15 protein-coding genes are annotated in these 24,978 nt (G+C 75.5%); 10 read left to right on the forward strand and 5 right to left on the reverse strand.

Features of this window, described 5'->3' with window-relative positions:
• The first annotated feature begins 17 nt into the window (after window positions 1-17).
• The 3 genes from GA0070606_RS29235 (at window position 18) to GA0070606_RS29245 (ending at window position 7,428) form a co-directional block, all read left to right on the forward strand.
• The gene (locus tag GA0070606_RS29235; RefSeq protein WP_091106422.1) at window positions 18-5,468 is read left to right on the forward strand and encodes a type I polyketide synthase; all 5,451 of its coding nucleotides are present in this window, start codon (window positions 18-20) and stop codon (window positions 5,466-5,468) included.
• Between the two features lie 86 nt (window positions 5,469-5,554).
• The gene (locus GA0070606_RS29240) at window positions 5,555-6,601 is read left to right on the forward strand and encodes an ABC transporter ATP-binding protein (RefSeq protein WP_091106423.1); all 1,047 of its coding nucleotides are present in this window, start codon (window positions 5,555-5,557) and stop codon (window positions 6,599-6,601) included.
• On the forward strand, window positions 6,598-7,428 hold the full coding sequence (locus GA0070606_RS29245; RefSeq protein ID WP_091106424.1) for an ABC transporter permease: 831 nt from the start codon (window positions 6,598-6,600) through the stop codon (window positions 7,426-7,428). The genes GA0070606_RS29240 and GA0070606_RS29245 overlap by 4 nt, the downstream gene beginning before the upstream one ends.
• 721 nt (window positions 7,429-8,149) lie before the next feature.
• Here the strand turns inward: GA0070606_RS29245 and GA0070606_RS29250 are convergent.
• Together GA0070606_RS29250 and GA0070606_RS29255 are read right to left on the reverse strand one after the other, a co-directional pair.
• Window positions 8,150-10,972 (reverse strand): helix-turn-helix transcriptional regulator, encoded by a 2,823-nt coding sequence (locus GA0070606_RS29250; RefSeq protein ID WP_091106425.1) that lies wholly within the window; start codon window positions 10,970-10,972, stop codon window positions 8,150-8,152.
• Between the two features lie 774 nt (window positions 10,973-11,746).
• On the reverse strand, window positions 11,747-14,590 hold the full coding sequence (locus GA0070606_RS29255) for an AAA family ATPase (RefSeq protein WP_091106426.1): 2,844 nt from the start codon (window positions 14,588-14,590) through the stop codon (window positions 11,747-11,749).
• A gap of 1,210 nt (window positions 14,591-15,800) precedes the next feature.
• On the opposite strand from GA0070606_RS29255, the gene GA0070606_RS29260 reads away from it, so the two are divergent.
• Window positions 15,801-17,174 carry an AMP-binding protein gene (locus GA0070606_RS29260; protein WP_091106427.1) on the forward strand — a complete coding sequence of 458 codons (1,374 nt, stop codon included), beginning with the start codon at window positions 15,801-15,803 and terminating at the stop codon, window positions 17,172-17,174.
• A 36-nt stretch (window positions 17,175-17,210) separates the two neighbouring features.
• Here GA0070606_RS29260 and GA0070606_RS29265 read toward each other — a convergent pair whose 3' ends face one another.
• Window positions 17,211-17,672, reverse strand: coding sequence for a cold-shock protein (locus tag GA0070606_RS29265; RefSeq protein ID WP_091106428.1), 462 nt, complete (start codon window positions 17,670-17,672; stop codon window positions 17,211-17,213).
• A 169-nt stretch (window positions 17,673-17,841) separates the two neighbouring features.
• On the opposite strand from GA0070606_RS29265, the gene GA0070606_RS29270 reads away from it, so the two are divergent.
• Window positions 17,842-18,501, forward strand: a complete 660-nt coding sequence (locus GA0070606_RS29270) for a 4'-phosphopantetheinyl transferase family protein (RefSeq protein WP_091106429.1) — start codon at window positions 17,842-17,844, stop codon at window positions 18,499-18,501.
• Between the two features lie 93 nt (window positions 18,502-18,594).
• Here the strand turns inward: GA0070606_RS29270 and GA0070606_RS29275 are convergent, their stop codons facing one another.
• Window positions 18,595-20,004, reverse strand: a complete 1,410-nt coding sequence (locus tag GA0070606_RS29275; RefSeq protein WP_091106430.1) for an acyl-CoA synthetase — start codon at window positions 20,002-20,004, stop codon at window positions 18,595-18,597.
• A 253-nt stretch (window positions 20,005-20,257) separates the two neighbouring features.
• Between GA0070606_RS29275 and GA0070606_RS29280 the strand changes: the two genes are divergently transcribed.
• From GA0070606_RS29280 to GA0070606_RS29300, 5 genes are all read left to right on the forward strand, one after another.
• Complete coding sequence (locus GA0070606_RS29280) at window positions 20,258-20,962, forward strand: HAD-IA family hydrolase (RefSeq protein ID WP_218106088.1); 705 nt, start codon at window positions 20,258-20,260, stop codon at window positions 20,960-20,962.
• 248 nt (window positions 20,963-21,210) lie between these two features.
• Window positions 21,211-22,152 carry an ABC transporter ATP-binding protein gene (locus GA0070606_RS29285; RefSeq protein WP_091106432.1) on the forward strand — a complete coding sequence of 314 codons (942 nt, stop codon included), beginning with the start codon at window positions 21,211-21,213 and terminating at the stop codon, window positions 22,150-22,152.
• Window positions 22,149-22,886: an ABC transporter permease gene (locus tag GA0070606_RS29290; RefSeq protein ID WP_091106433.1), complete on the forward strand. Its 738-nt coding sequence runs from the start codon at window positions 22,149-22,151 to the stop codon at window positions 22,884-22,886. The genes GA0070606_RS29285 and GA0070606_RS29290 overlap by 4 nt, the downstream gene beginning before the upstream one ends.
• Before the next feature lie 259 nt (window positions 22,887-23,145).
• On the forward strand, window positions 23,146-23,391 hold the full coding sequence (locus GA0070606_RS29295) for a DUF5988 family protein (RefSeq protein WP_091106434.1): 246 nt from the start codon (window positions 23,146-23,148) through the stop codon (window positions 23,389-23,391).
• Between the two features lie 22 nt (window positions 23,392-23,413).
• Entirely contained in the window at window positions 23,414-23,794 is a 381-nt protein-coding gene (locus GA0070606_RS29300; protein WP_091106435.1) for a VOC family protein, read from the forward strand.
• A 96-nt stretch (window positions 23,795-23,890) separates the two neighbouring features.
• Here the strand turns inward: GA0070606_RS29300 and GA0070606_RS29305 are convergent, their stop codons facing one another.
• Window positions 23,891-24,841, reverse strand: coding sequence for a DUF6528 family protein (locus GA0070606_RS29305; protein WP_091106436.1), 951 nt, complete (start codon window positions 24,839-24,841; stop codon window positions 23,891-23,893).
• Window positions 24,842-24,978: the final 137 nt, after the last annotated feature.

Genomic DNA, 24,978 nt, shown 5'->3' on the forward strand with positions numbered 1-24,978 from the left:
GCCCTGAGGAGCCTTCGATGAGTGTGTCGCTGGACGAGGTCGTCAAGGCGCTGCGCGCGGCCCTGCTCGACAACCAGAAGCTCAAGCAGCAGAACCAGCAGCTCACCGCCGCGCTCAGCGAACCGGTGGCGATCATCGGGATGAGCTGCCGGTTCCCCGGTGGCGTCGGCTCCCCGGAGCAGCTGTGGGACCTCGTCGCGGCGGGCACCGACGCGATGTCGGCGTTCCCCGCCGACCGGGGCTGGAACCTGGGCGCGCTCTACGACACCGACCCCGACAGCCGGGGCACGTCGTACGTGCGGGAGGGCGGCTTCCTCTACTCCGCCGGGGACTTCGATCCCGCGTTCTTCGGCATCAGTCCCCGCGAGGCCCTCGCCATGGACCCGCAGCAGCGGCTGCTGCTGGAGGCCGCCTGGGAGGCGTTCGAACGGGCCGGCATCGACCCGACCACGCTGCGCGGCGCGCCCACCGGCGTGTACGCGGCGACCAGCCAGGGCGACTACGCGGCGCTGCTCACCGGGGTCAGCGGCGGCGTCGAGGGCTACCTCGGCACCGGCAGCGCCGCCGCCGTGGCCAGCGGCCGGATCTCGTACGCGCTGGGCCTGGAGGGGCCGGCGGTCACCGTCGACACCGCCTGCTCGTCGTCGCTGGTCGCGCTGCACCTGGCCTGCCAGGCGCTGCGGCTGGGGGAGTGCACCCTGGCGCTGGCCGGCGGGGTGTCCGTGATGGCGACCCCGACCGTGTTCGTCGAGTTCTCCCGGCAGCGCGGCCTGTCCACCGACGGCCGGTGCAAGTCGTTCGCCGCCGCCGCCGACGGCACCGGCTGGTCCGAGGGCGTCGGCATGCTGCTCGTCGAGCGGCTCTCCGACGCCCGCCGCAACGGCCACCCGATCCTCGCCGTGGTGCGCGGCAGCGCCGTCAACCAGGACGGCGCGAGCAGCGGGCTGACCGCCCCGAACGGCCCCTCGCAGCGGCGGGTCATCCGGCAGGCCCTCGCCAACGCCGGACTCACCGCCGACCAGGTCGACGCGGTGGAGGCGCACGGCACCGGCACCACCCTCGGCGACCCGATCGAGGCGCAGGCGCTGCTGGCCACGTACGGCCAGGACCGGCCCGCCGACCGGCCGCTGTGGCTCGGCTCGGTCAAGTCGAACATCGGGCACACCCAGGCCGCCGCCGGCGTCGCCGGGGTGATGAAGATGGTCCTGGCGATGCGGCACGGGGTGCTGCCGCCCACCCTGCACGTCGACGAGCCCACCCCGCACGTCGACTGGAGCTGCGGGGCGGTGTCCCTGCTGACCGGGGCGCAGCCCTGGCCGGAGACCGGGCAGCCGCGCCGGGCCGGGGTCTCCGCGTTCGGCATCAGCGGCACCAACGCGCACGTCATCATCGAGCAGGCTGCGGCGGCGGACACCGGTGCCGCCCGGCCCGCCGGCGCACCCGCCCCGCCCGCCCCGTGGCTCGTCTCGGCCCGCTCCGCGCCGGCCCTGGCCGGACAGGCCCGGCGGCTGCTCGACCACCTCGCCGCCCACCCCGACCTGGCGCCGGCCGACGTGGCGTACTCGCTGGTCACCACCCGGGCGGCGCTGCCGCACCGGGCCGCGGTGACCGGCGACGACTCCGACGCCCTGCTGGCCGGCCTGCGCGCGGTCGCCGAGGACCGGCCCGCGCCCGGCGTGGTGCGAGGGGTGGCCCGCCCCGCCGGCAAGGTGGCGTTCCTCTTCACCGGTCAGGGCGCGCAGCGCCCCGGCATGGGCGCCGAACTGCGCCGCCGGTACCCCGTGTTCGCGGCCGCCTTCGACGAGGTGGCCGCGGAGCTGGACCAGCACCTGAGCCGCCCGCTGCGGGAGGTGGTCCTCGCCGACCCCGGCTCGCCCGGGGCGGAGCTGCTGGACCGCACCGAGTTCACCCAGCCGGCGCTGTTCGCGTACGAGGTGGCCGCCTACCGGCTGGTCACCGCGTGGGGGCTGCGCCCGCAGCACCTGCTCGGCCACTCGGTCGGCGGGCTGGCCGCCGCGCACGTGGCCGGCGTGCTGTCGCTGGCGGACGCGGCGGCGCTGGTCGCCGCCCGGGGCCGGCTGATGCAGGCGCTGCCGGCCGGCGGGGCCATGCTGGCGGTCGGGGCGTCCGAGGCCGAGGTGACCGCGCTGCTCGGCGACCGGGTCGCGCTGGCCGCCGTGAACGGCCCGTCGTCGGTGGTGCTCTCCGGCGACGAGGACGCCGTCCTGGCGGCCGGCGAGCGGCTGGCCGCCCAGGGCCGGCGGACCCGTCGGCTGCGCGTCAGCCACGCCTTCCACTCCGCCCGGATGGACGCCATGCTGGCCGACTTCCGCGTCGTCGCGGAGAAGGTCACCTGGCACCCGCCGGCCCTGCCGGTCGTCTCCGACCGTACGGGTGCTCCGCTGACGGCCGCCGAGGCCACCGACCCGGGCTACTGGGTCGACCACGTCCGCGACACCGTCCGCTTCCACGACGCGGTGGCCACCCTCGCCGCCGCCGGGGTGGCGACCTTCCTGGAACTCGGCCCCGACGGGGTGCTGACCGCGATGGCCCGGGAGTGCCTGCCCGACGCCGACCCGGCGGCCTTCGCGTGCGTCGGCCGCCGCGACCAGCCGGAGCCGGCCACCCTGCTCGGCGCGCTCGCCGCCGTCGACCTGCGGGGAGCCGGCGTCGACTGGCCGGCCCTGTTCGCCGGCAGCGACGCCGCCCGGATCGAGCTGCCCACCTACGCCTTCCACCACGACCGGTACTGGCCGGACCCGCCAACGGTCGACCTCGGGCAGCCGGCCACGGCGGGCGAGGACGACGAGTTCTGGTCCGCCGTCCAGGCCGGGCGCCCCGCCGCGCTGGCCGACGTGCTCGGCCTGGACACCGACGGGCAGGATTCGCTGACGGCGCTGCTGCCCGCCCTCGCGGCCTACCGGAGCCGCCGGCGTCTCGGTGCCGAGCTGGACGGTCTGCGGTACCGCACCGACTGGGTCCTCGTCGACCCGTCGCCGGCCGGTGCCGCGCCGACCGGCCCCTGCCTGGTGGTCGCCGAGGCCGACACCGACGCCACGGCGGTGCTGGCCGCGCTGCGGGCGGCGAACCTGGACCCGGTGCTCGTGACCGTGGGCGACGACCCGGGCGAGGCCGCGCGGGCCCTGCCCGCCGGGGGCGGCCCGTCGGCGGTGGTCTCGCTGCTGGCGGTGAGGGCCGGGGCGACCGGGACCGCCGCGCTGGCCGGCACCGCCGCGCTGCTGCGTGCCCTGGCCGCCGCCGGGAGCCTCGGGCCGGTGTGGACCGTGACCCGGGGCGCCGTCGCCGTCGACGCGGACGACCCCGCGCCCGGCGTCGCCGGCGCGTACCTCTGGGGTCTGGGCCGGGTGCTGGCGTTGGAACAGCCGCGGCTGTGGGGCGGGCTGGTCGACCTGCCGGCGCGGCCCGACGGCGCCGCCCTCGAGGCGCTCGCCCGCCTCGTCGCGGCCGGCGGCGACGAGGACCAGCTCGCGGTCCGATCGAGCGGGGTGTACGCGCGGCGGCTGCGCCGCGCCCCGGCCGGCCCCGCCGGGGACTGGCGGCCCCGGGGCGCGGTCCTCGTGCACGGCGCGGCGGGGGCGCGCGCCCCGCACCTGCTGCGCTGGCTCGTCGGGCAGGGCGCGACCCGTCTCGTGCTCGCCGGTCCCGCCGCGCCCGCCGGGCTGGCCGCCGCCGTCACCGCCGTCGACGACCTGGACCGGCTGCCCGGCGTGCTGGACGCGCTCGCCGCCGACGGCGTCGAGGTGCGCACCGTCCTGCACGTCGCCGACTCCGACGGCCCCGGCGAGCCGGTCTCGGCCCTGGAGCCGGCCGACCTGGCCGCCGCCGTGGCCGCCCGCACCGCCGCCGTGGAACTGCTCGACCGGGCGTGCGGCGACCGGCAGATCGACGAGTTCGTCGTCTTCTCCTCCACCGCCGCCGTCTGGGGCGGCGGGGGCGCGGCGGTCGCCGCCGCCGCCGGCGAGGGGTTGGCGGCGCTGGCCGCGCGCCGCCGCGCCGCCGGCCGGGCGGCCACCGTCGTCGCCTGGGTGCCCTGGGCCGACGAGGCCGCCGAACCGGAGCAGATGCGCCGCCGCGGGGTCCGCCCGCTCGCCACCGACGTGGCCCTGTCCGCGCTGCGACTGGCCCTGGCCCGCGGCGACGACCAGATCGCGGTCGCCGACCTCGACTGGTCCGCGTTCGTGCCGGCCTTCACCGCCGTACGGCCCAGCCCGCTGCTGCGCGGGGTGCCCGAGGCGGTCGCGGCGGACCGGGACGCCCCACCGGCGGTCGAGGCCGGCGACCCCGCCCGGGTGCTGCGGGAACGGTTGACCGCGGCCTCACCCGTCGACCGGCACCGCATCCTGCTGGACCTGGTCCGGGCACGCGTGGCCACCGTGCTCGGGCACGCCTCGCCCGGGGCGGTCGAGGCCGACCGCGACTTCCTGGAGCTCGGCTTCGACTCGCTGACCGCGCTGGAGCTGCGGGACGCGCTGCGTCAGGAGACCGGTGCGGAGCTGTCCGCCACCCTGCTCTTCGACCACCCCACCCCGACGGCGCTGGCCCGCCACCTGCTCGACCAGACCGTCGACGCGACCGAGGCCGCCCCGGACACCGCCGGGGAGCCCGCACCGGAAGGCGCCGGCGGCGGGCTGCTCGGCGGGCTGTTCAACCAGCCCAAGGCCCGCGAGGATCCGGCGGGGTACGCCGAACTCCTGGTCAAGCTCGCCCAGTTCCGGCCCAGCTTCAGCGAGCCCGGACAGCTCACCCGCCCGGCCGGCATCCTCCGGCTGGCCCGGGGCGGCGCCGGGGCCCCGCTGGTGTGCTGCTGCACCATGTCGCTGCTCTCCGGGGCCCACGAGTACGCCCGGCTCGCCTCCGGATTCCGGGGGATGCGCGACGTCTGGGCCCTGCCCAACCCGGGCTTCGGGGTGGGCGAGGAGCTGCCCGCCGACCTCGGCGCGCTGCTGCGGGTGCACGCCGACACGGTGCTGCGCGCGGTCGGCTCCGGCCCGTTCGTGCTCGCCGGCCACTCCGGCGGCGCGATGGTGGCCAACCTGCTCGCCGGCGAGCTGGAACGGCAGGGCCGGTCGCCGGCCGCGGTCGTGCTGATGGACACCTACCCGGCCGACAGCGAGGTGCTCGGCCGGTGGGTGCCGCAACTGCTCGACGGGATGATCGACCGGGACAGCGCGTACACGCCGATGGACGACTGGCGGACGACGGCCTGGGCCGGATACCTGCCGCTGTTCCTGGACTGGCAGCCCGCCCCGATGGCGGCGTCGACGCTGCTGGTCCGGGCCAGCGAGCCGTTGGGGGAGTGGGACGGCGAGGAGGGCGGCTGGCGGTCCCGCTGGCCGTACCCGCACGAGGCGGTGGACGCGGCCGGCGACCACTTCAGCATGGTCGCCGACCGGGGGCCCGAGCTGGCCGGCACGGTGCAGCGGTGGCTGACCGGGCAGCGGCTCTGACGGCCCGCCCCTGGCGTGCCCCTAGCGCCCCCTATCGGCGCACGCACATCTATCGGATTGCAGGAACAGGACGGGAGCATGACGACGTGGACGAGGCAGTGGTGGTCACGGAGCTGGTCAAGCAGTACCAGCCCAACATGCCGCCGGCCGTTGACGGGCTGAGTTTCTCCGTCGCAGCCGGTGAGGTCTTCGGTCTGCTCGGGCCGAACGGCGCGGGCAAGACGACAACGATCGGGGTGCTGACCACGCGGGTGCGGGCCACCTCCGGGCGCGCCCAGGTGTGCGGCGCCGACGTGATCGGCGCTCCCGCCGTCGCCCGGCAGTTGCTGGCGGTCGTGCCGCAGCGGGTCAACCTGGACCGGGCGCTGACCGTCCGGCAGAACCTGCTGTTCCACGCGGCGTACCACCGGGTGCCCCGGGCCGAGCGCGTCCGCCGCGCCGACGAGCTGCTGGAGCAGATGGGGCTCAAGGAGTTCGCGAACTCCCGCACCGACTTCCTCTCCGGCGGCCTCGCCCAGCGCACCATGATCGCGCGGGCGCTCATGCACTCGCCCCGGGTGCTCTTCCTCGACGAGCCCTCCGGCGGCCTCGACCCGCAGTCCCGCCTCTTCGTGCACGACCGGGTCGCCGAGCTGAAGCGGGCCGGCGTGACCGTGGTGGTCACCACCCACGACATGGACGAGGCGGAGAAGCTCTGCGACCGGGTCGGCATCATCGACCACGGCAAGCTGCTCACGCTGGACACCCCCGCCGCGCTGACCCGTACCCTGCCGGGCAGCAGCACGCTCACCCTCGTGGTGGCCGCCGGCGCCCCCGCCGAGGAGGTGCGGACCGCGCTCGGCGCCATCCCGCACGTGGAGCGGGTGGAGCACTTCAAGGCGAGCCCGGGCGCCCCCGCCGCCGCGCCGCCGGCGTTCCCCGGCATGCCGCCGATGCCGGCGCCCCCGCCGGCGCCCGCCGAATCCGACGGCACCCTCTCCTTCCGGGTCTACACCGGCACCCAGCCGGCCAACGCCATCCCGATGGCGCTGAAGATCCTCGCCGACCTGGGCTGCGAGGTCCGCGATCTCAACATCGGCCAGCCCAGCCTGGAAGACGTCTTCATCCACCTGACCGGAAGGGAACTTCGGTGAGCGTCACCGCCCCCGCCACCCCCACGACGGCCGCGGCGCCGCCGCCGGTACGCGCGATGGACCAGTTCGCCACGTTCCGCGCGGTGCTCTCGCGGGACCTGTTCGTCACCGGCCGGGAACTGGTGGGCTTCCTGCTTCAGGTCTTCATCCAGCCGCTGTTCATGCTGCTGATCTTCGGCAAGGTGCTCGGTGACCTGGGCTACGCCAGCGACGACTTCTCCAACGTGCTGCTGCCCGGCGTCATCGCGCTCAACGCCTTCCTGATCGGGCTGGAGAACACCGCGCTGCCGATGGTGATGGACTTCTCCTTCACCCGCGAGATCGAGGACCGCCTCCTGTCGCCCATGGCGATCCCCCTGGTGGCCCTGGAGAAGATCGTCTTCGGTGGCATCCGCGGGCTGATCGCCGGCGTGGTGCTGATCCCGGTCGGCATGCTCATGCTCGGCGTCACCTGGCCCTGGGCCGTGGTGCTGAAGGTGGTCGGGGTGCTGGCGATCGGCGCGCTGGTCGGCGCGGCGGTCGGCCTGACCTTCGGCACCCTGGTGCCGACGCAGCACATCCAGATCATGTTCACCGTCGTGATGACCCCGCTGATGTTCACCGGCGCGACCCAGTTCCCGCTGCTCGGCCTGGACATGCTGCGCTGGTACCAGGTGGTCTGCGCGCTCAACCCGCTCACCTACATCAGCGAGGCGACCCGGTCCCTGGTCGCCCCGCCGGGGGTCGAGTCCGTGCCGCTCTGGCTGTGCATGACCGTCCTCACCGGCGTCTTCGTGGTGTTCTCGGCCATCGGCATGCGCGGCTTCATGCGCCGCTCGATGGACTAGCCGTCGCCCTCCGCCGACGACCCGGCGGAAACCGTGCGGTGGTGGGAGACCTCCGGGTGAGGTGGGGCCTGACGAGGCCCGCGCCTCACCCGGAGGTCTCTTCGTGTCCACCGTGGCCGAGGGCCGGGCGGGTACCTGCCGCTCCATGGCGGCGGGCCCGGCGGGTGTTGCCACGTCGGCCCCGCCGGCCGGTCGACCTCGGGGGCGCCGACGCCGTGGGCGTGGGCGTGTGCCTCGCCGCGCCGGGGCCCGTGACCGTACCGACCGCGCCGGTCGGGTGGCGCGGTGCTCGCCGTCGACGGCGTCGGCCGTCGAGCACACCGACGCCGTCGACGTCGGGGACCTTCCCGCCGGGTGCGCGCGCCTGCCGGGCGGGGACGGGCTGTGCGTGCCCGCCGTCGCCGGGACGCGGGGGAGCCGTTCGCGCCGGGTGCCGACGACGCCGGGCGCGGGCCGATCAGCGGCCGGCGGATGCGGCGCACCGGCGGGGTCGCCGCCGGTCTCGTGTCGCGCGCCCGGGTCGAGGCCGCCGGCAGCGCGCCCGGGTCGGGGCCGCCGGCAGCGCGCCCGGGTCGGGGCCGCCGGCAGCGCGCCCGGGTCGAGGCCGCCGGCGCTGCTGCCGGCCGAGCCAGCGGCGGCGGTACGCGCCGAAGGGGGCGCCGCGTGATCCGCGCGGCGCCCCCTTCGGCGTCAGTCAGGAGGCGGCGCCCCTCGGCGTGGGTCAGGAGGCGGCGCCCTGCGTCTCCTCGGCCAGCCCTTCGGCGTACGCGACGAGCCGGGACGGCAGGTCGGTGCGCCGCTTCACGTCGAGCTTGCGGTAGACCCGCGTCAGGTGCTGCTCGACGGTACTCACCGTGATGAACAGCTTGCTGGAGATCTGCCGGTTGGTGTGTCCCTGGGCGGCCAGCGCGGCCACCCGGCGCTCGGCGTCGCTGAGCCCGTCGTCCGGCTCCTGCATCTCGACGGCCGTCGGGTACGCCGGCAGCCCGGTGCCCGGCTCCCGCCGGATGAGGCGCTGGGCCAGCACCGACGCGCCGCAGTCCTGGGCGAGCTGGTAGGCCCGGCGGACGAGCAGCCGCGCGCGGGCGGAGTCGCCGGCCCGCTGCAGCGTCTGGCCGGTGTCGCCGAGGGCCCGGACGAGCTCCAGCCGGTCACCGCTGGACTGGAGCAGGCTGACGGCCTCGGAGAGCAGCTTGCGGCGGTGGTCGGGGGCGGCCGTGGTGGCGAGCAGCCGCAGCGTCCGTCCCCGGGTCCGGTCGTCGACCCCGTGCGGCACCCGCAGTTGCTCCTGGAGGAGTTGGGTGGCCTGCGTCTTGTTGCCGACGCTGAGCTGCACCCGGGCCAGCTCCAGCCGCCACGGCACCAGTCCGGCCGCGTCGATGCCCCAGGCGCGCATCAGCTCGCCGCACCGCCGCAGGTCGGTGATCGCCGCGTGGGGCCGCCGTACGGCCAGGTGGTGCCGGGCGCGGGCGGCCAGGTAGTGCAGGCCCAGGGGGGTGCGGAAGATGCCGGGCGGAACCGGGTGGGCGAGCCACCGGTCGGCCTCGGAGAGCCGGACCGACTCGGTCGCGCAGGCGATGAGAGTGGCCAGCGGGCCCGCGACCGCCACGCCCCAGGCGGGGGCGGGGATCTCCTCCAACGCCGTGCGCGCGTGATGCTCGGCGCCGGGCAGGTCGCCGACCCGCAGGGCCGCCTCGGCCCGGATGGCCCGGATGACGGCCCGCCACACCGGCGCGTGCCGGGTGGCCGCGCGGTCGAGCAGGACGTCCCCCCAGGCGGCGGCCCGGTCGGACCGGCCCGCCCACAGCAGCGCCAGCAGGGGGGCGGTCAGCAGGCCCAGCGAGCCGTCGTCCGTGTGGTGGCGCTGGAGGAGCTGCTCGGCGGTCGCCACGGTGTCGTTCTCCGCGGCCGGGGTCAGCGCGGTGTGCAGCACCGTCACCGCCTGCAGCAGCGGGCTGACGCCGGTCGGCGCGCTCGCCGCCCGGCTCCACGTGGTCGGGGTCTCCCGGACGGCGGGCAGGTGGTCGGGGTGGGAGAGGGCGACCAGCAGCTGCATCATCCGCAGCCGCGCGCCCGCGCCGCCCGGGCCGTGCTCGTCCTCGGCGGAGAAGCCGCCGACCGCCTCGGTGGCCTCCTCGACGCGGCCCTGCCAGAGCAGGTACGGCACGGCGGAGAGGCCGACGTCGCCGGCCCAGCCGGCGGCCCGCGCCGCCTCGACCAGCTCGCCGAGCTGCCCGTTCACGGCCAGCGGATTGACCTGCCAGCGGGCGCTCACCAGCATCTCGGTGGTGGCGGCGCGCTGCCGCTCGTCCACGCACACCCGGGAGACCAGGCGCAGGCAGGCCGCGGCCACGTCGGGGCGGCCCGAGGCCAGGGCGTGCCCGGCGGCGTCCTGGAGCACCGGCACCACCCACGGCGCGTCCGCCCAGCCGGCGGCGACCAGGTGCTCGGCCACCACGCTCGGCTCGGCGCCGTGGTCGTGCAGCACCTCGGCGGCCCGCTGGTGCAGGGCGCGTCGTTCGTCGGGCGACATGTCGCCGAGGATCGAGTGCATGATGCGCGGGTGGCGGAGGCGGTCGGCCACCATCAGGCCGGAGGTGCGCAGCACCCGCACCGCCGGGGCGGTGGACTCGGGCGCCACGTCGAGGAGGTGGCCGAGCAGTTCGGTCGGGGCCGGCCGGTCGAGCACCGCCAGCGCCTGTGCCACCCGGCGCACCCCCGGCTCGTGCCGGTAGAGGCAGCCGAGCACAGCCTGGTCGAACGCGTCGCCGACGGCCTGGTCGCAGCCGTCGGCCGTCCCGCCGCCGGCGCCGTCCTCGAGCAGCGCCCGGGTGAGCAGCGGGTTGCCGCCGGTCATGTCCACGCAGCGTTCGGCGGTCTCCCGGGCCTCGGGGGTCTCGGCCTCGCCGCCGACGAGCCGGGTGACGGCGTCCACGGTCAACGGCGTCAGGGTGATCCGGGCGAAGTGCGGCTGGCTGAGCAACTCGGCCCGGAACAACGGGTGCGGCGGGCGCAGCGTCGACGCCTCGGCCAGCACCACCATGATCCGGGCGTGGCGCAGCCGGCGCGTCACGTAGAGAAGGCAGTGCAGCGAGGCCGGGTCGGCGTGGTGCACGTCGTCGACGACGAGGACCAGGGGCCCGGTGCCGGTCAGGTCGAGCAGCGTGGCGAAGAGACCGTGCAGCAGGGGAGCCCAGGCCCGGTCGCCCTCGACGGCCTCACCGCCGGGCTCGGGCAGGGACGTGGCGAGGGCGGCGTCGCCCAGCAGCCGCTCGACCCGGGCCGCCGCGTCGGGCGCCAGCCGTGCACTGTGGAACAGTTGCCCGATCACGCCCAGGTGGAGCCCCCGCTCCGCCCGGGAGCCCGCGGCGCTCATCACCTGCCCTCCGGTGGCGGCGGCCCACTCGCTGAACGCCTCCAACAGGCTGGTCTTGCCGCTCCCCACCGCTCCGGTGACCAGCGCGACGTGTCCACGCTGCTGCTCCTCGCACGCGTGGAACGCCCGCCGGAGTCGGGACGTCTGCTCCTCCTGCTGCACCAACACCCGCGTGTCAGCCCCTCTCGTACGCGGCGCGGAACCGGAACCCCGGCGCTGCCCGGCACCGCCCCCTCCGCCACACGTCAGCCCCTCCACCGCGCCTACCGGGTAGGGGTGGAGCGCACCGGGCTGCCGTGCCGGGTGGACCTGGAAATTCTTCGCCGCACCGCGCCGTTCGACGGACGGTCTCGGGTGCTGTGGCGAGTCTGGCACCGGGTGGGTTGTGCGACAACGGGCGCTTGACCCCATCGTTTCGCGCGCAAACCTGCGGATCTTGTTCGCCGTTAGGGGTTGCGTCAGGGGCCGGAAGGGGTGTCGAGTTCGGCCGGAGATGACGACGCGGTGAACACCGGGTGTCGGTGGTAGGCCTCGACGGTGCCACACCGCGCGTCCCGGCGCAGGCCCGAACGTCCGACTGTGACCTGACGAACAGCCGACGGTGGCCGCCCCTGTCGCGGCGGGACGGCGAGGCCGGCCGGCAGGCGGGCGTGGGCGGTCGACGGGCGCCGGCGGCGTGCGGTCCGCCGCGGTGGGACGGTGCGGCCGGCAGGCGGGCGCGGGCGGCGTGCGGTCTGTCGCGGCGGGACGGTTCTGCCGCGGCGGACGGGCGCGGGCGGCGGACGGGCGCGGGCGGCGTGCGGTCCGCCGCGGCGGGACGTTCAGGCTGGCCGGGGCGAGCGCGGAGGGCGCCGTCCCGCGGGGGAGCGCGGGACGGCGCCATGGGGGCGGACCCGGCGGCGGGAGGACGGCGGGCGCGCCGGCGGCGGTCGGCGGCGACCGTCAGCGGAACCGGGGCCCGGGCGGGCGGCCCCCCGGTTCGCTCTGCCCCGGCGGCGGCGGGTGCGGCAGGGTCGCGCCGGGCCGGTGCAGCCGCAGCCGGGTGGCCAGTTCGTTGCGCGAGTTGACGTGCAGCTTCCGGTAGATCCGGGTCAGCCGCTGCTCGATGGTGCTGACCGTCAGGAAGAGCTTCTCGGCGATCTCGCGGTTGGTGTGCCCCTGGGCGGCCAGGGCGGCCACCTGGGACTCCGCGTCGTTGAGGCCGTCGACCACCAGGGCCGTGCCGGCGGGGCCCTCGGCCGAACCGGAGCCGCTGGTGGCCGTGCTGGCTCGCAGCAGGGGGATGCCGCACTCCTCGGCGAGGGCCCGGGCGGCCCGGGCCGCGACGCGGGCCTCCCGCCGGTCGCCGGCCTGCTGATAGGCGTGGCCGAGGTCGGTCAGGTTGTGCGCCAGCTCCATCCGGTCGCCGCACTGCCGCAGCAGTCGCACGGCGCTGCGCAGGTGGGTGATCCGGTCCGGCCCGTCCTCGGCGGAGGCCAGCACCCGCAGGGCGGCGGCCCGATAGCGCAACTGGACGGGGCGCAGCCGGGCCAACTCCTCCCGGACCAGCTTCCGGGCCTGTTGGCGGCGGCCCATCCGGAGCAGCGCCCGGGCGCACTCGGTACGCCACGGGACGAGAGCCGAGAAGTCCAGCCGCCACGCGGTCATCAACTGCCCGCAGAGCTGGAAGTCGGCCAGCGCGTCCTCGGGGCTTCCCGCGGCGAGCGCGTGTGTCCCGCGGGCGTGGAGGTAGTGCAGCCCGATCGGGGTCTCGAACATCGCCGGCGGAACCGGCACCTGGAGGCAGTCGGCCGCCGCGTCGAGTTCGTTCATGAAGGTGAGGGCCCGCAGGCGGATGGAGAGTGGCATGCCGATCACCACTCCCCAACCCTTCAGGGAGAGCTGGCGCAGCGCCTCGTCGGCGAGCCGCTCCGCGCGCGGCAGGTCGCCGAGACGTCCGCTGACGGACGCCCGGAGGGCCGCGAGGGTCGCCGACGGCGAGGGATAGCGCCGGGCGGCCGGGTTGCGGTCCAGCCGGTCGCACCAGTCGCCGGCCAGGTCCAGCCGGTCGGCGTAGATCATGGCGATGATGGCGCAGACGCTCGACCACACGCGGGGCTCGTCGTCCAGCCCGCCGGCGTGCAGCGCCCGCTCGGCCTGCTCCACCACCGTGGCGTCGCCCCGTTCCAGCACGGCGGACAACAGGGAGGCTCCCTCGAGCCCGCGCTTGACCTTGGCCAGCGTGAGCGGGTCGCGGGCGACGGCGGTGGGATTCGGACGGTCGACCGACACCCCGGGATAGAGGGTGGACATCCAGCCGGTGGTGACGAGCAGTTCGGCCGCCGAACGCGGGTCGGCGCTGTCGGCGCCGTCGCTCAGGTGCTGGACCAGCTCGACGGCCTTGTCGATCTCGCCGTGCCAGAGCAGGTACTGGATCGGCCCCGCCGCCTGCTGGCTGCCCAGGTGGCCGGCGCGTACGGCGGTGGCGACGCCGAGCAGGTGGGGGACGGCGGCCTGCGGGTCGAGCTGCCACTCCGCGCGGGCCAGCGCGGAGCGGATCCGTGCCCGCAGGCAGTCACCGGCGCAGCTCCGGTTCGCCCGGCGCAGGTATCCCAGGGCGGTCTCCACCTCGCCGTCGAGCAACGCCTGCTCGCCGGCGTCCAGCAGGCTGTGCGCCATCCAGGGCTCGGTCAACTCGTCGACATTCACCAGGTGCGGGGCGATCCGCGCGGGGGGCGCGCCCTCGTCGTGCAACAGGCGGGCCGCCTCCAGGTGCAGCCGGGCGCGTTCCTCGGCGGTCGTCCCGTCGAGCACCGCCCGGCTCACCGCCGGGTGCCGCAGCCCCGCCTCGGTGACCAGCCCCGCGCTGGTCGAGCAGTCGACGGCGCCCAGCGCGGACCGCGACCGGGCGTCGACGAGCTGGGGCAGCAGGCTGCCGTGCGGGGGGTCGCCGGTCACGGCGAGCACCCGGGCGGCGTCGAGCACGAGGTGGTCGCAGCGGTACAGGCAGCTCAGCACGGCCTCCCGGAACGACTCGCCGGCGACGGGGCGGTCCGCGGGTCGGGGTGCGACGGCCTGGTCGTCGGCGAGCGCGTGCACCAGCAGCGGGTTGCCGCCGCTGATCCGGTGGCTCTCCTCGGCGATGGTCCGGGCGACGGGAACGCCGAGGCGGTGGGCGAGCACCTGGAACGTTCCCTCCACGGTGAGCAGCGGGAGCCGGATGCGGTGCAGCCGCGCGGGCTGCAGCAGCTCGGCGTAGACCTCGGGGCGCCACGGCCTGGTGCGCGGCGCCTCGGTCAGCAGGACGAGCACGGGCAGGCCGGAGATCCGCCGGGCCACGTAGTCGAGGCACCGCAGCGACGCCACGTCGGCGTGGTGGACGTCGTCGACGGTGATGACGAGTGGGCCGCGCGTGGTCAGCTCGAGCAGCGCGCCGCCGATCGCGGCGGTGTGACGAGCGGTGTCCTCGTCGTCGGCGCCCTCGACGTCGGCCCAGGCCAGAGAGCCCGCGTCCAGCAGTCGCCCGAAGCGTGCCCGGTCCTCGGGATCCGACGCGACCCGGACGAGTTGGCGGACGACCTCCAGCGGGACGGAGCGTTCGGCGCGGGACGCGCTCGCGCCGAGGACACGTGCCCCCGCCTCGATGGCCCGCCGGGTGAAGGTCTGCAACAGCGCGGTCTTGCCGGAGCCGACCGGGCCGGCCAGCACGGTCACGGTCCGGCCGGTGGGGGTGCCGCCGGTGGCGATCAGTTCCGCGAGCCGGCGCTCCAGCAGGTCGAGCTGGCACGACCGCTCGGTCAGCTCCATCGACGCGGCCTCCGAAGGGGCGGACGGCCCGCCGTCACCGGACGCGCCACCCGCCCTGCGCGGCCCTGGAGCTCGACGAAATCGGAGACCGGCAATTCTCGACCCATTCCAAGTTTTGGTTATATCGATCGCCATCGAGGGCTGGCGGGTAGTCATCGACCGACTTGACCGGCTGGCGGCTCCGAGTCGGAGCCCGCCGGCGCCAGCGATAATTACCCAGCCCTCTTGGCCGGCCTCCCCCTATCGACCGCCATGATGGTGGGAGTATGGCAGTTCGGCAATTGGGCGGCAAGCCGAGGTTTGTAAAGGATGGGCAAACATCGGTCGGGCCGTCCGTGTCGGCGTCGGCGGCGGGCCGGATGTGTGGCCGACAACGGAAAGTTGTCGCCCGGTCCCGTTACGTGACCGAGCGTCACGTCGGTCGTAAGGGCGCCTTTTCTGGCGATGTCGGCCATTGGTTGCCGTGTCATTGCATGGTATCCGCGGGCGGGGTGCGGGTGCTGGCCGGCCCCCGTGTCGTCCGGTGGTGACCCGCGCCTCCACTGCTGGTCGTCGAGGGCTCCGTGCGCTCGCGCCGATCGGGTGAATTGCGAGAGATTCTCTGTTTGCTCCGCCGAAACGCACCCCTCGCCCAGAAAGCGTGACTCCTCCGGTTGTCGGCGGGCCGGAGTGGCCGGGGCTCCTGTCGCGACGCGACCAAGGCGTGCCCGATTCGGACCTTTGAGCACATTGAATAATTATGTCGTTAAAGATGAATTATGTGACCAGGATTGCCGGCCGGGCACTCCTGCCGGAGCCGAAGGCGTCTCGAATGCGTGGGGGCGGGGCGTCGTTCGATCGATTTTCCGTGATCTATGAAATAGTCGAGCATCAATTTCGAGCCCGACGCGAGCAAATTGTCGGAAACTGTCCGCGGGTGTTATCTGCTCCACAGCGCCGTCCGCGAGGGGGAGCATGCGGACCGACAATCACCAAAGGCGACCGCACATCGCGTCCTACCTGGCCTGTCGTCCGCGGGCAGGGGACCGGGCGGGACGGCTAGGGGTTGTGCCTGATCATTGCGCAGCCTAATTTCGGGGCACCCCGCACGGATGGCGGGATGGCCGGATATGGGGTTGCCCGCACCCCATGAAGTGAAGGGTCCTGTGGCCGTCGTGATGCCCCAGTCGTTGCCGCGACTCGTCCACGTACCCGGCAGGGGATAACGGGGATGACACTGCTGCCGGCGCTCCGGGGATCGGGCGCGGACCGGGCCGATGCGGTCAGGGTGGCCGGCGGCACGCTTTCCAGCGAAGCCCTGCTCGGCTGCGTCGTCGCCGTCGCCGACCGGATCAGCGGCGCGGGCGTGGTCGCGGTCGACGCCACGCCGACCCTGGAGACGGTCGTCGGCATGCTCGGTGCCGTCCACGCGGGCGTGCCGCTCGTCCCGCTGCCGCCCCGCGCCGGGCGGCGCGAGCGGGACCGCATCCTGCGCCACGCGGGGGCGACGGCGCTCCTCGGCGCACGCTCGTCCGAGGACGACCGACTGCCGACGATTCCAGTCGACCTGCGCCAGCGCTCCGCCAGCCACCATCCCGAGCCCGATCCGGGTGCCGACGCGGTCATCCTCTACACCGGGGGAGCCGCCGGGCCGTCGCGCGGCGTGCGCATCTCGCGCCGCGCCATCGCCGCCGACCTCGACCTGCTGGCCGACGCCTGGCGTTGGAGCGACGAGGACGTCGTGGTCCAGGGCGCACCGCTGTTCCGGGCGTACGGTCTGGTCGTCGGTCTGCTCGGCGCGCTGCGGGTCGGCAGCCGCTTCGTCCACTTCGACCGCGACGCCGCCGCCCGGGCCGGCGGCACCATGTACCTCGCGCTGCCCGCGCAGTGGGCGAGGATCGCGCGGAACGGCCCCCTGGCCCGGTCGCTCGCCGCCGCGCGCATCCTGATCTCCGCGGACGCCCCGCTGGCCACCGCCGTGGCCGAGCGGCTGCGGCTGCTCACCTCGCACACCCCGGTCCAGGCGTACGGCACGACCGAGACGCTCATCGCGGTGGCCGGCCGGGCCGGCGAGCCGCCGGTCGACGGAGCCGTCGGCACCCCCCTGCCCGGCGTGCGGACCAGGGTGCTGGACCGCGACGCCCGGCCCGTCCCGGCCGACGGCGAGTCGGTGGGGGAGTTGAGCGTCCGCGGGCCCACCCTGTTCAGCGGCTACGTCCGCGGGGAACCCGACACGGCCGGCCCCTGGCACGCCACGGGCGACCTGGCGACCGTGGCCGCCGACGGGTCGCACCGGATCGTCGGACGGCGGCTCGACGTGGTGCGCTGCCGGGGCCGGTGGCTGCGCGCCGGCCAGGTGGAGGAGGCGCTGATGAGCCATGCCGGCGTCCGGGACGCCGCCGTCGTCGGCACGCCGCACCCCACGCTCGGCGAGCAGGTCACGGCGTACGTGGTCGCCGAGGGACTGACCGCGCAGGTGCTGATCGACCACGTCGGACGGCACCTCTCGGCCGCCCACCGTCCCCGGCGGGTGCACTTCGTCGACGAGTTGCCCCGCACCGCGTTCGGCCGGATCAGGAAGTCCCTGCTCGTCGACGCCGGCTGACCCGGCCGACCCGGCCGACCCGCGTCGTGGCGGCGGTCAGCCCTCCACCCAGCCGTGCCGCCGGGCCAGCGCCAGCATCCGGGCGCGTACCGCCACGATCTGCGCCCCGGTCAGGTCCGGCACGGAGGTCACCAGCGCCTCGGTGGTCTCCGCGGAGAACGCCCGCTCGGAGAGCACGTCGCAGAGGCCCTCCTCGTCGTCCCCGCCCGTCGCGGCGTGCCCGCTCTCCCGGCCGCGCCCACCGGCTACCGCCACACCCGCCCGGGCCGCCGCGCTCCGCTCCGCTCCCGCGGGAGCACCGACGACCCGCACCAGCACCGCCTTGGGGCCTCGGTCAGTCTCCACCGCGTCGTACTCCACCGGGACACCGGGCGCCAACGCCCACTTGTCACCGTCCAGCATGTTCGCGTGCACGAACACGTCGTCGCTGCCGTCGTCCGGGGCGATGAAACCGTAGCCCCGCACCTCGTCGAACCGCACCACCTTGCCAGTCAGCATCGCTTTCCCGCATCCATCCGACCAATCCGCGTGCCCCCGCCCTAGGCCGGGGGCACCCTTAGACTGGCAGCCGCCCGCGCGGCCCGGCACCCGTACCCGACCCCTATGGTGCACCCTCCGGCCGACGTCGCTGCGGCGCGGGTCGCCGCAGCGCCTAGCATCGGCGAACGTGATCGAGCAGATCCTGCCCCCCACCGTGGCGGTGGCCGAGTCGTTCACCGACCCCGCCGGCCTGACCCTCTTCCCCGAGGAGCAGGCGCTCGTCGCCGCGTCGGTGGAGAAGCGCCGCCGGGAGTTCACCACCGTCCGGCACTGCGCCCGCCGGGCGCTCGGCGAGCTGGGCATCGCCCCGGCGCCGATCCTGTCCGGCGCGCGCGGCGCACCGGTCTGGCCCGCCGGCGTGGTGGGCAGCATGACGCACTGCGAGGGCTACCGGGCCGCCGTCCTCGGCCGTACGGCGGCGTTCGCCACCCTCGGGGTGGACGCGGAGCCGCACGCGCCGCTGCCCGACGGAGTGCTCGAGGCGATCGCGCTGCCGGCCGAGCGGGCCCGCACCGCGACGCTGGGCGCCGCCCGCCCGTCGGTCTGCTGGGACCGCCTGCTGTTCAGCGCGAAGGAGTCGGTCTACAAGGCGTGGTTCCCGCTCACCGGCCGGTGGCTGGACTTCGCCGAGGCGGACATATTCCTCGACCCGGCCGGGACCTTCACCGCGCACCTGCTGGTGCCCGGCCCGGTGCTCGGCGGGGCGCCGGTGACCGCATTCGCCGGCCGGTTCCTGGTCGCCCGGGGCCTGGTCGTCACCGCGATCAGCGTTCCGGCGACCACCTGAGCCGTGATCAGCGTTCCGGCGGCCGTCTGAGCCGTGATCGGCGTTCCGGCGGCCGTCTGAGCCGCGCGTCCCGGCCCGGGTGACGCCGACCGGTCACTCCGCCAGCAGCCGGTTCTTCTGCACCTTCCCGAGGGCGTTGCGGGGCAGCGCGTCGACCAGGCGCACCTCGCGCGGCCGCTTGTGCGCGGACAGGTGACGGGCCACGAAGTCCACCAGCTCGGGCCCCTCCACCCCGTCGCCCACCACGTACGCGGTGACCTGCTGGCCGAGGTCCGGGTGCGGGACGCCCACCACGGCGGCCTCCCGGACCGCCGGGTGTGCCAGCAGGGCGTCCTCGACCTCGCCCGCGCCGATCCGGTAGCCGCCGCTCTTGATCAGGTCGGTGGTCGCCCGGCCGACGATGCGGTGCCAGCCGTCCGGGTCGATCGTGGCGACGTCGCCCGTGCGGAACCAGCCGTCCGGCGTGCGGCTCGCCGCGTCGGCGTCCGGGCGGTCGAGGTATCCGTCGAAGAGGGTGGGGCCGGCGACCTGGAGTTCGCCCATCGCCGCCCCGTCGGCGGGCAGCGTCGCGCCGTGCTCGTCGACCAGCCGCGTCCGCACGCCCGGCAGCGGCAGCCCGACGGTGCCCGGCCGGCGCGGCCCGTCCGCCCGGGCGCTGACCGTGATCAGGGTCTCGGTCATCCCGTACCGCTCCACGACCCGGTGGCCGGTGAGCGCGGCGAGGTCCGCGAAGACCGCCGCCGGCAGCGCCGCGCTGCCGGAGACGAGCAGCCGCGCCGGGCGCAGCGCCCGCGCGGCGTCCGGGTCGGCGGCGATGCGGGACCACACCGTGGGCACGCCGAAGTACATCGAGCCCGCGGCGGCCGCGTACCGCTGCGGGCGGGGCCGGCCGACGTGGTGCAGCCGGCTGCCCAGGCGCAGCGGCCCGAGCACGCCGAGCACCAGCCCGTGCACGTGGAACAGCGGCAGGCCGTGCACCAGCAGGTCGTCGGGAGTCCAGGCCCAGGCGTCGGCCAGGCCGTCCAGGCACGCGGCGACGGCCCGACGCGAGATCACCGCGCCCTTCGGCGCGCCGGTGGTGCCGCTGGTGTAGAGGATCAGCGCGGTACGCGCCGGGTCCGGCTCGGGGTGGACGGTGTCCGACCGGCGGGCCAGGTCGACGGGTACGACGGCCCGGCCCGCGCCCTCGGCGGTGCCCGCGGCGCCGGCCGGGACCAGCAGCGCGGTCGCCCCCGAGTCGCGCAGGACGTGGTCGCGCTCCATCGGCCCGGCGTCCGGCGGCACCGGCACCACGGCCGCCCCGGCGGTCAGCGCCCCGACCACGCCGACCACCGTCTCCAGGGTCGAGGTCGCCTCGACCGCCACCCGGTCGACGCCCCGCAGCTCGTCCGCCACCGCCGCGGCCAGGCGGCGCAGCTCCACCCAGGACACCGCCCGGTCGTCGACCCGGATCGCGTCCGGACGCTCGTCGGCGTTGTCCGCGAGCCAACTCAACAGCGGCATGGTGCGACCCTCCCCAGCGACACGGCCCGGCGGCCCGGACGGCACGCCCCGGCGTCGGGCCGGGGGGCGCGGCGCGACCGGACCGGGGCGGCTGCGGACCGGGGGCGGGGACGCCGGTAGGGTCGGCGGGGCGCCGGTGGACCGGGGCGGACGTACGCCCGGCCGGCAGGCCCGGGACGACGACACCGACCGTAGTCGGGGCGTGCCCCGCCCTGCCACCCCTACCGGCGGGGACGGGCGGGAGGTGGCGTCGGTGTCCGGGGCGACGACAGGACGGGCACCGGTGCCCGTGACCGTCCGGGCCGTGGTGCTCGACCTCGACGGGGTGCTGGTCGACAGCCTCGCCGTGGCGAGGGAGGCGTTCGCCCGCGCGTACGGCGAGGTGGTGGGCGACGGCGTCGCCCCGGTGGAGGAGTACTGCCGTCACCCTGGCCGGTACCTGCCGGAGGTGCTGGAGCTGATGGGCCTGCCGGCGGCGCTGGCGGAGCCTTTCGTCCGGGAGAGCAACCGCCTCGCGCACCGGGTCACGCCGGTCGACGGGGCGGCGGAGCTGCTCCGCACGCTGCGCCGGCGGGGGATCGGGCTGGCCGTGGCGACCGGCCGCAGCGGCGTACGGGCCAGGGACCTGCTCGGCCGGCTCGACCTGCTGCCGCTCGTCGACCACGTGGTGGGCTCGGACGAGGTGCCCCGGCCCAAGCCCGCGCCGGACATCGTGCGCCGGGCGCTGCGGCTGCTCGGGGCGCGGCCGGCGGAGGCGCTCATGGTCGGCGACGCGCCGAGCGACCTGCTCAGCGCGCGGGCGGCCGGGGTGGTGGCGGTGGCCGCGCTGTGGGGCGAGTCCGACGAGGAGGCCCTGCGCGCAGCCCGCCCCGACGTGGTGCTGACGCGGCTCGACGACCTGCTGCCGCTCTGCCCGGGGCGCGACCGGCCCGCCGGCGCCGACGGACACGCGCGGTGACCGGCCGACACCCCTGCCGCCTCGGCCGCCGCCGCCGCACACCCCCTGTCCACGGGCCGGGTCCCGGGGCGACGCCCCCGATTCATCGACTGATCGATTGATTCGTGCCTCCGTTGGTCGGATGATGTCGGGCGTCGGCCGGCCTCGCGGGCGTGCCGGCGCCGGCGCCCACCCGCGGCCGACGCCGCGATCAGCCGAGGGGTCCCGCCCTGTCCGACGGCCGCCGCCCCCGAAGGAGGACCACGCCCATGCCGGTCATCGAGGTCGATCATCTGCAGAAACGGTACGGGGAGAAGGTCGCCGTCGCGGACGTCTCCTTCACCGTCGAGCAGGGCGAGATCTTCGGCGTGCTGGGCCCCAACGGGGCGGGCAAGACCACGACCGTGGAGTGCGTGCAGGGGCTGCGCCGGCCCGACGGCGGCACCATCCGGGTGCTCGGTCTCGACCCGATCCGCGACCGCGCCGAGGTGCGTCAGCGCGTCGGCGCCCAGCTCCAGGAGAGCCAACTGCCCGACAAGGTGCGGGTGTGGGAGGCGCTGGACCTGTACCGGTCCTTCTACCGCAACCGGGCGGACATCGACGAGCTGCTGACCGACCTCGGCCTGGCCGAGCAGCGCGACACGTACTTCCAGAAGCTCTCCGGCGGGCAGAAGCAGCGGCTGTCGGTGGCGCTGGCCCTGGTCGGGCGGCCCGAGGTCGCCATCCTCGACGAGCTGACCACAGGGCTCGACCCGCAGGGCCGCCGGGACACCTGGGACCTGGTCGAGCGGATCCGCGACCGGGGTGTCACCGTCGTGCTGGTCACCCACTTCATGGAGGAGGCGGAACGCCTCTGCGACCGGCTGGCGATCATCGACCGCGGGCGGGTGGTGGCGATCGACAGCCCGTCCGGCCTGCTCGACCGGGTCGGCGCCGACCACCGGGTGCGCTTCCGCCCCGAGGGGCCGGTCGAGGACGCGCTGCTGCTCGCGTCGCCCGGCGTGACGGGGGTGTCCCGCCACGGTGCCGAGGTGACGGTGACCGGCACCAGGGACGTGCTCCAGTCGGTGCTGTCCACGCTCAACGGGGCCGGCACCAGCTACACCGACCTGCGGGTCGAGCAGCCCAGCCTCGACGACGCGTTCGTCTCCCTCACCGGCCGCGGGGGCCGGACCGCCACGCAGTCCAAGACCGACGGAAGGTCATCGTGAGCGCCCTGACGAAGCTGATCGCCGTCGAGACGAAGCTGTTCCTGCGGGAGCCGGTGTCGCTGTTCTTCGTCTTCGCCCTGCCGATCGGCCTGATGCTCGTCTTCGGGCTGCCGCAGCGCGCCGGCACGGCCGCCGACAGCGGGCAGCACGCCGAGCAGACCTTCCTGCCGTCGCTCGCGCTGGCCCTGACGATCGGCATGCTCGCGCTCTTCACCCTGCCGATGGCGCTCGGCATCTACCGCGAACGTCGGGTCCTGCGCCGCCTGGCGACCACCCCGGTGCGGCCCGCTCTGCTGCTGGTGGCGCAGGTCGTGGTCAACCTCGTGATGGGCGTCCTCGGCGCGGTGGTCACCGCGATCGCCGTACGGTTCCTGCTGGACCAGCCGGCGCCGGCCAACCTGCCCGGGTTCGTGCTGGCGTTCCTGCTCGGGGTGGCCTGCCTCTTCGCCGTCGGGCTGCTGATCGCGGCGCTGGCGCCGTCCGCGCGGGCGGCGCAGTCCATCGGCCCCGCGCTGTTCTTCCCGCTGCTCTTCCTGGCCGGCGCCTGGCTGCCCCGCGACCGGATGCCGACCGTCGTGGCCTTCATCGGCGACTACTCGCCGCTGGGCGCGACGGTGGACACGATCGGCGCGGCGTGGGCGGGCGCCAGCCCGGAGTGGGGGCAACTGCTCGCCCTGGCGGTGACGGCCGTGGCCGGCGCCGCGGCGGCCACCCGCTTCTTCCGCTGGGAGTGAGCCGGGCGGTGGCCGCCGCCCGGCCCCTGCCGGGGCATCGTCGCTGCCCAGGGCCGTTCCTAGGGGTCCGCTAAGGGTGTTCGGCGGGTGTGACCTGGATTACGTTCGCTGCGGAACGGGCGGTCGGCCATCGGAACGACGGAGTTCGGCCCGCAGCGTCCGTTCACCCCGGCAACGGGTGTCGTCAGGCCTGTGTGGACGCGTCCGCCGGCGAGCGGTGGGCCGTCCGAGGTGTGCGGAATGCGACGGAGGTCGTGCCATGAAGGACTTTTCGCAAGCGGAGCCGGTCGCCCGGGACGCCGCCGGCATCATCGATGTCGTTCTGGAGGGCGGCCCGGCCGACCTGCCGGCCGACCTGCGCAGCCGCCGGGTGGCGCGGGCGGAGGAGAAGATCAAGGTCCGGCACTACGGGGGGTACGAGCACTTCGAGCGGGGCGGCGCCCCGGAGGCGGCCAACGTGCCGGTGGTCTTCCGCTGGACCGGTCGCACCCGGATCGCCGAGTAACGGAGAGGGCGGCGCCAGTCTCATGAGGGCATTGAACGACGGGCCGGGGCCTCACCTCACGGTCAGCGACACGACCGAGGCCATCGCCTTCTACACGGACGTCTTCGACGCCGTCGCGCTCCAGCGGGAGTGCCTGCCCGACGGTCGCGTCCTGCACGCCGAGCTGGCCGTCGGCGGTCACCGCCTGACGGTCAGCGAGTGGTGGGAGGCGGGGGCGCCGGCCGGCGCCGAGGGCCGCGACGACGTGTTGACCATCGAGCGGGCAGACCCCGAGGCGGTGCTGCGGCGCGCGCTGGCCGCCGGCGCCCGCGTCGAGCCGGCCGCCGACCCGTCGCGCCAGCCGCTGCTGCGCGATCCCGCCGGCCTGTGCTGGACCGTCGTCGGACCACCCCGCCCGGTGTAGGCCGATCCTGCCCTCGACGCGACGGGGCCCGCGCTCGCCGAGCGCGGGCCCCGCCGGGGTATGGCTACCCGGGCACGCGGTGCCGGGCCCCCGGGGTCACTCGAAGCCCGGCGTCCAGATGCGCGCCTTGTAGAACTCGGCGCCCGAGCGCTTGCGGTCCGGCGACTGGGAGAAGCGCACGGTCGGGCTGCCCCAGGTGCGGGAGCCGGTGTTGTCGGCGCGTACGGACACCACCTCCCCGGAGGAGTGCCGCACGTACGACTTCACCCGCGTCTCGCTGGAGATCTTCCGCTTGGTGAACGAGCCGCCCGAGGTGTTGATCTCGTAGACGCCGTCGGTCGCGGTGCACAGCAGCTTGTACTTGTTGCCGTAGTCGGGCTGCAGGTCGTGCCCGAGGTTGTTGCTGCCGAGGCTCACCGAACCGCCGTAGTACTTGAGCCGGGTGTTGCGGCGGGAGCCCTCGACCGCGTAGTGCACCAGCTTGCCCTTGCCGATCGCCCAGAGGATCTTGTAGGTCGGGTCCCAGAGGACGCCGTGGGCGCCGGGGAGGCTGACCGTCTGCACCTTGGCCAGCGACCCGAGGTCGCCGACGCTCTTCGGGGCGTAGAGCGTGAGGTAGCCGTGCGAGCTGGCCACCACGACCGCGCCCTTCTCCGGGATCCGCTCGATCGCGTGCGGGTTGCCGCCCGGGGTCGCGCTCCAGGCCAGGTCGTTGAGCTCGGTGTGCTTCTCGCTGTCGATGTCGACGATGCCCGCCCGGCCGCCGGAGGAGACCATGAGGGCGATCCAGCCCTGCTTCTGCGTAGAGCGGATCTTCACGTCCGACAGGTTGGCCCACGCGCCGCCGCCGGGGCTGAAGCTCCAGTGCACGTTGGCGTCGGTCCAGCTCTTGTTCTTGTGGAACACCAGGATCTTGTTCTTGACCTGCTCCGTGGTGGCCACGTAGTAGCTGGTCGCCGCCTGCGCGGGGGCCGGGCCCAACAGGGCCGCGGTCGGCGCGGCGACCGCCCCGGCCGCCAGCCCGCGGAGAATCGTGCGTCGCTGCATCCTCAACATCCTCCCGTTATCCTGTCGGGTCACACATCCTGCCACGGTCGTCCACATTGGTTCGCCCCTTTCGCCGAGGAGCGAAGGGGTCTCCGCTCCCGGGCGCGGGCTGCTGCCCGGCAGCGGGAGGCGCCGGG

Origin of the sequence: Micromonospora citrea (assembly GCF_900090315.1) — a bacterium.
Taxonomy (GTDB): Bacteria; Actinomycetota; Actinomycetes; order Mycobacteriales; family Micromonosporaceae; genus Micromonospora; species Micromonospora citrea.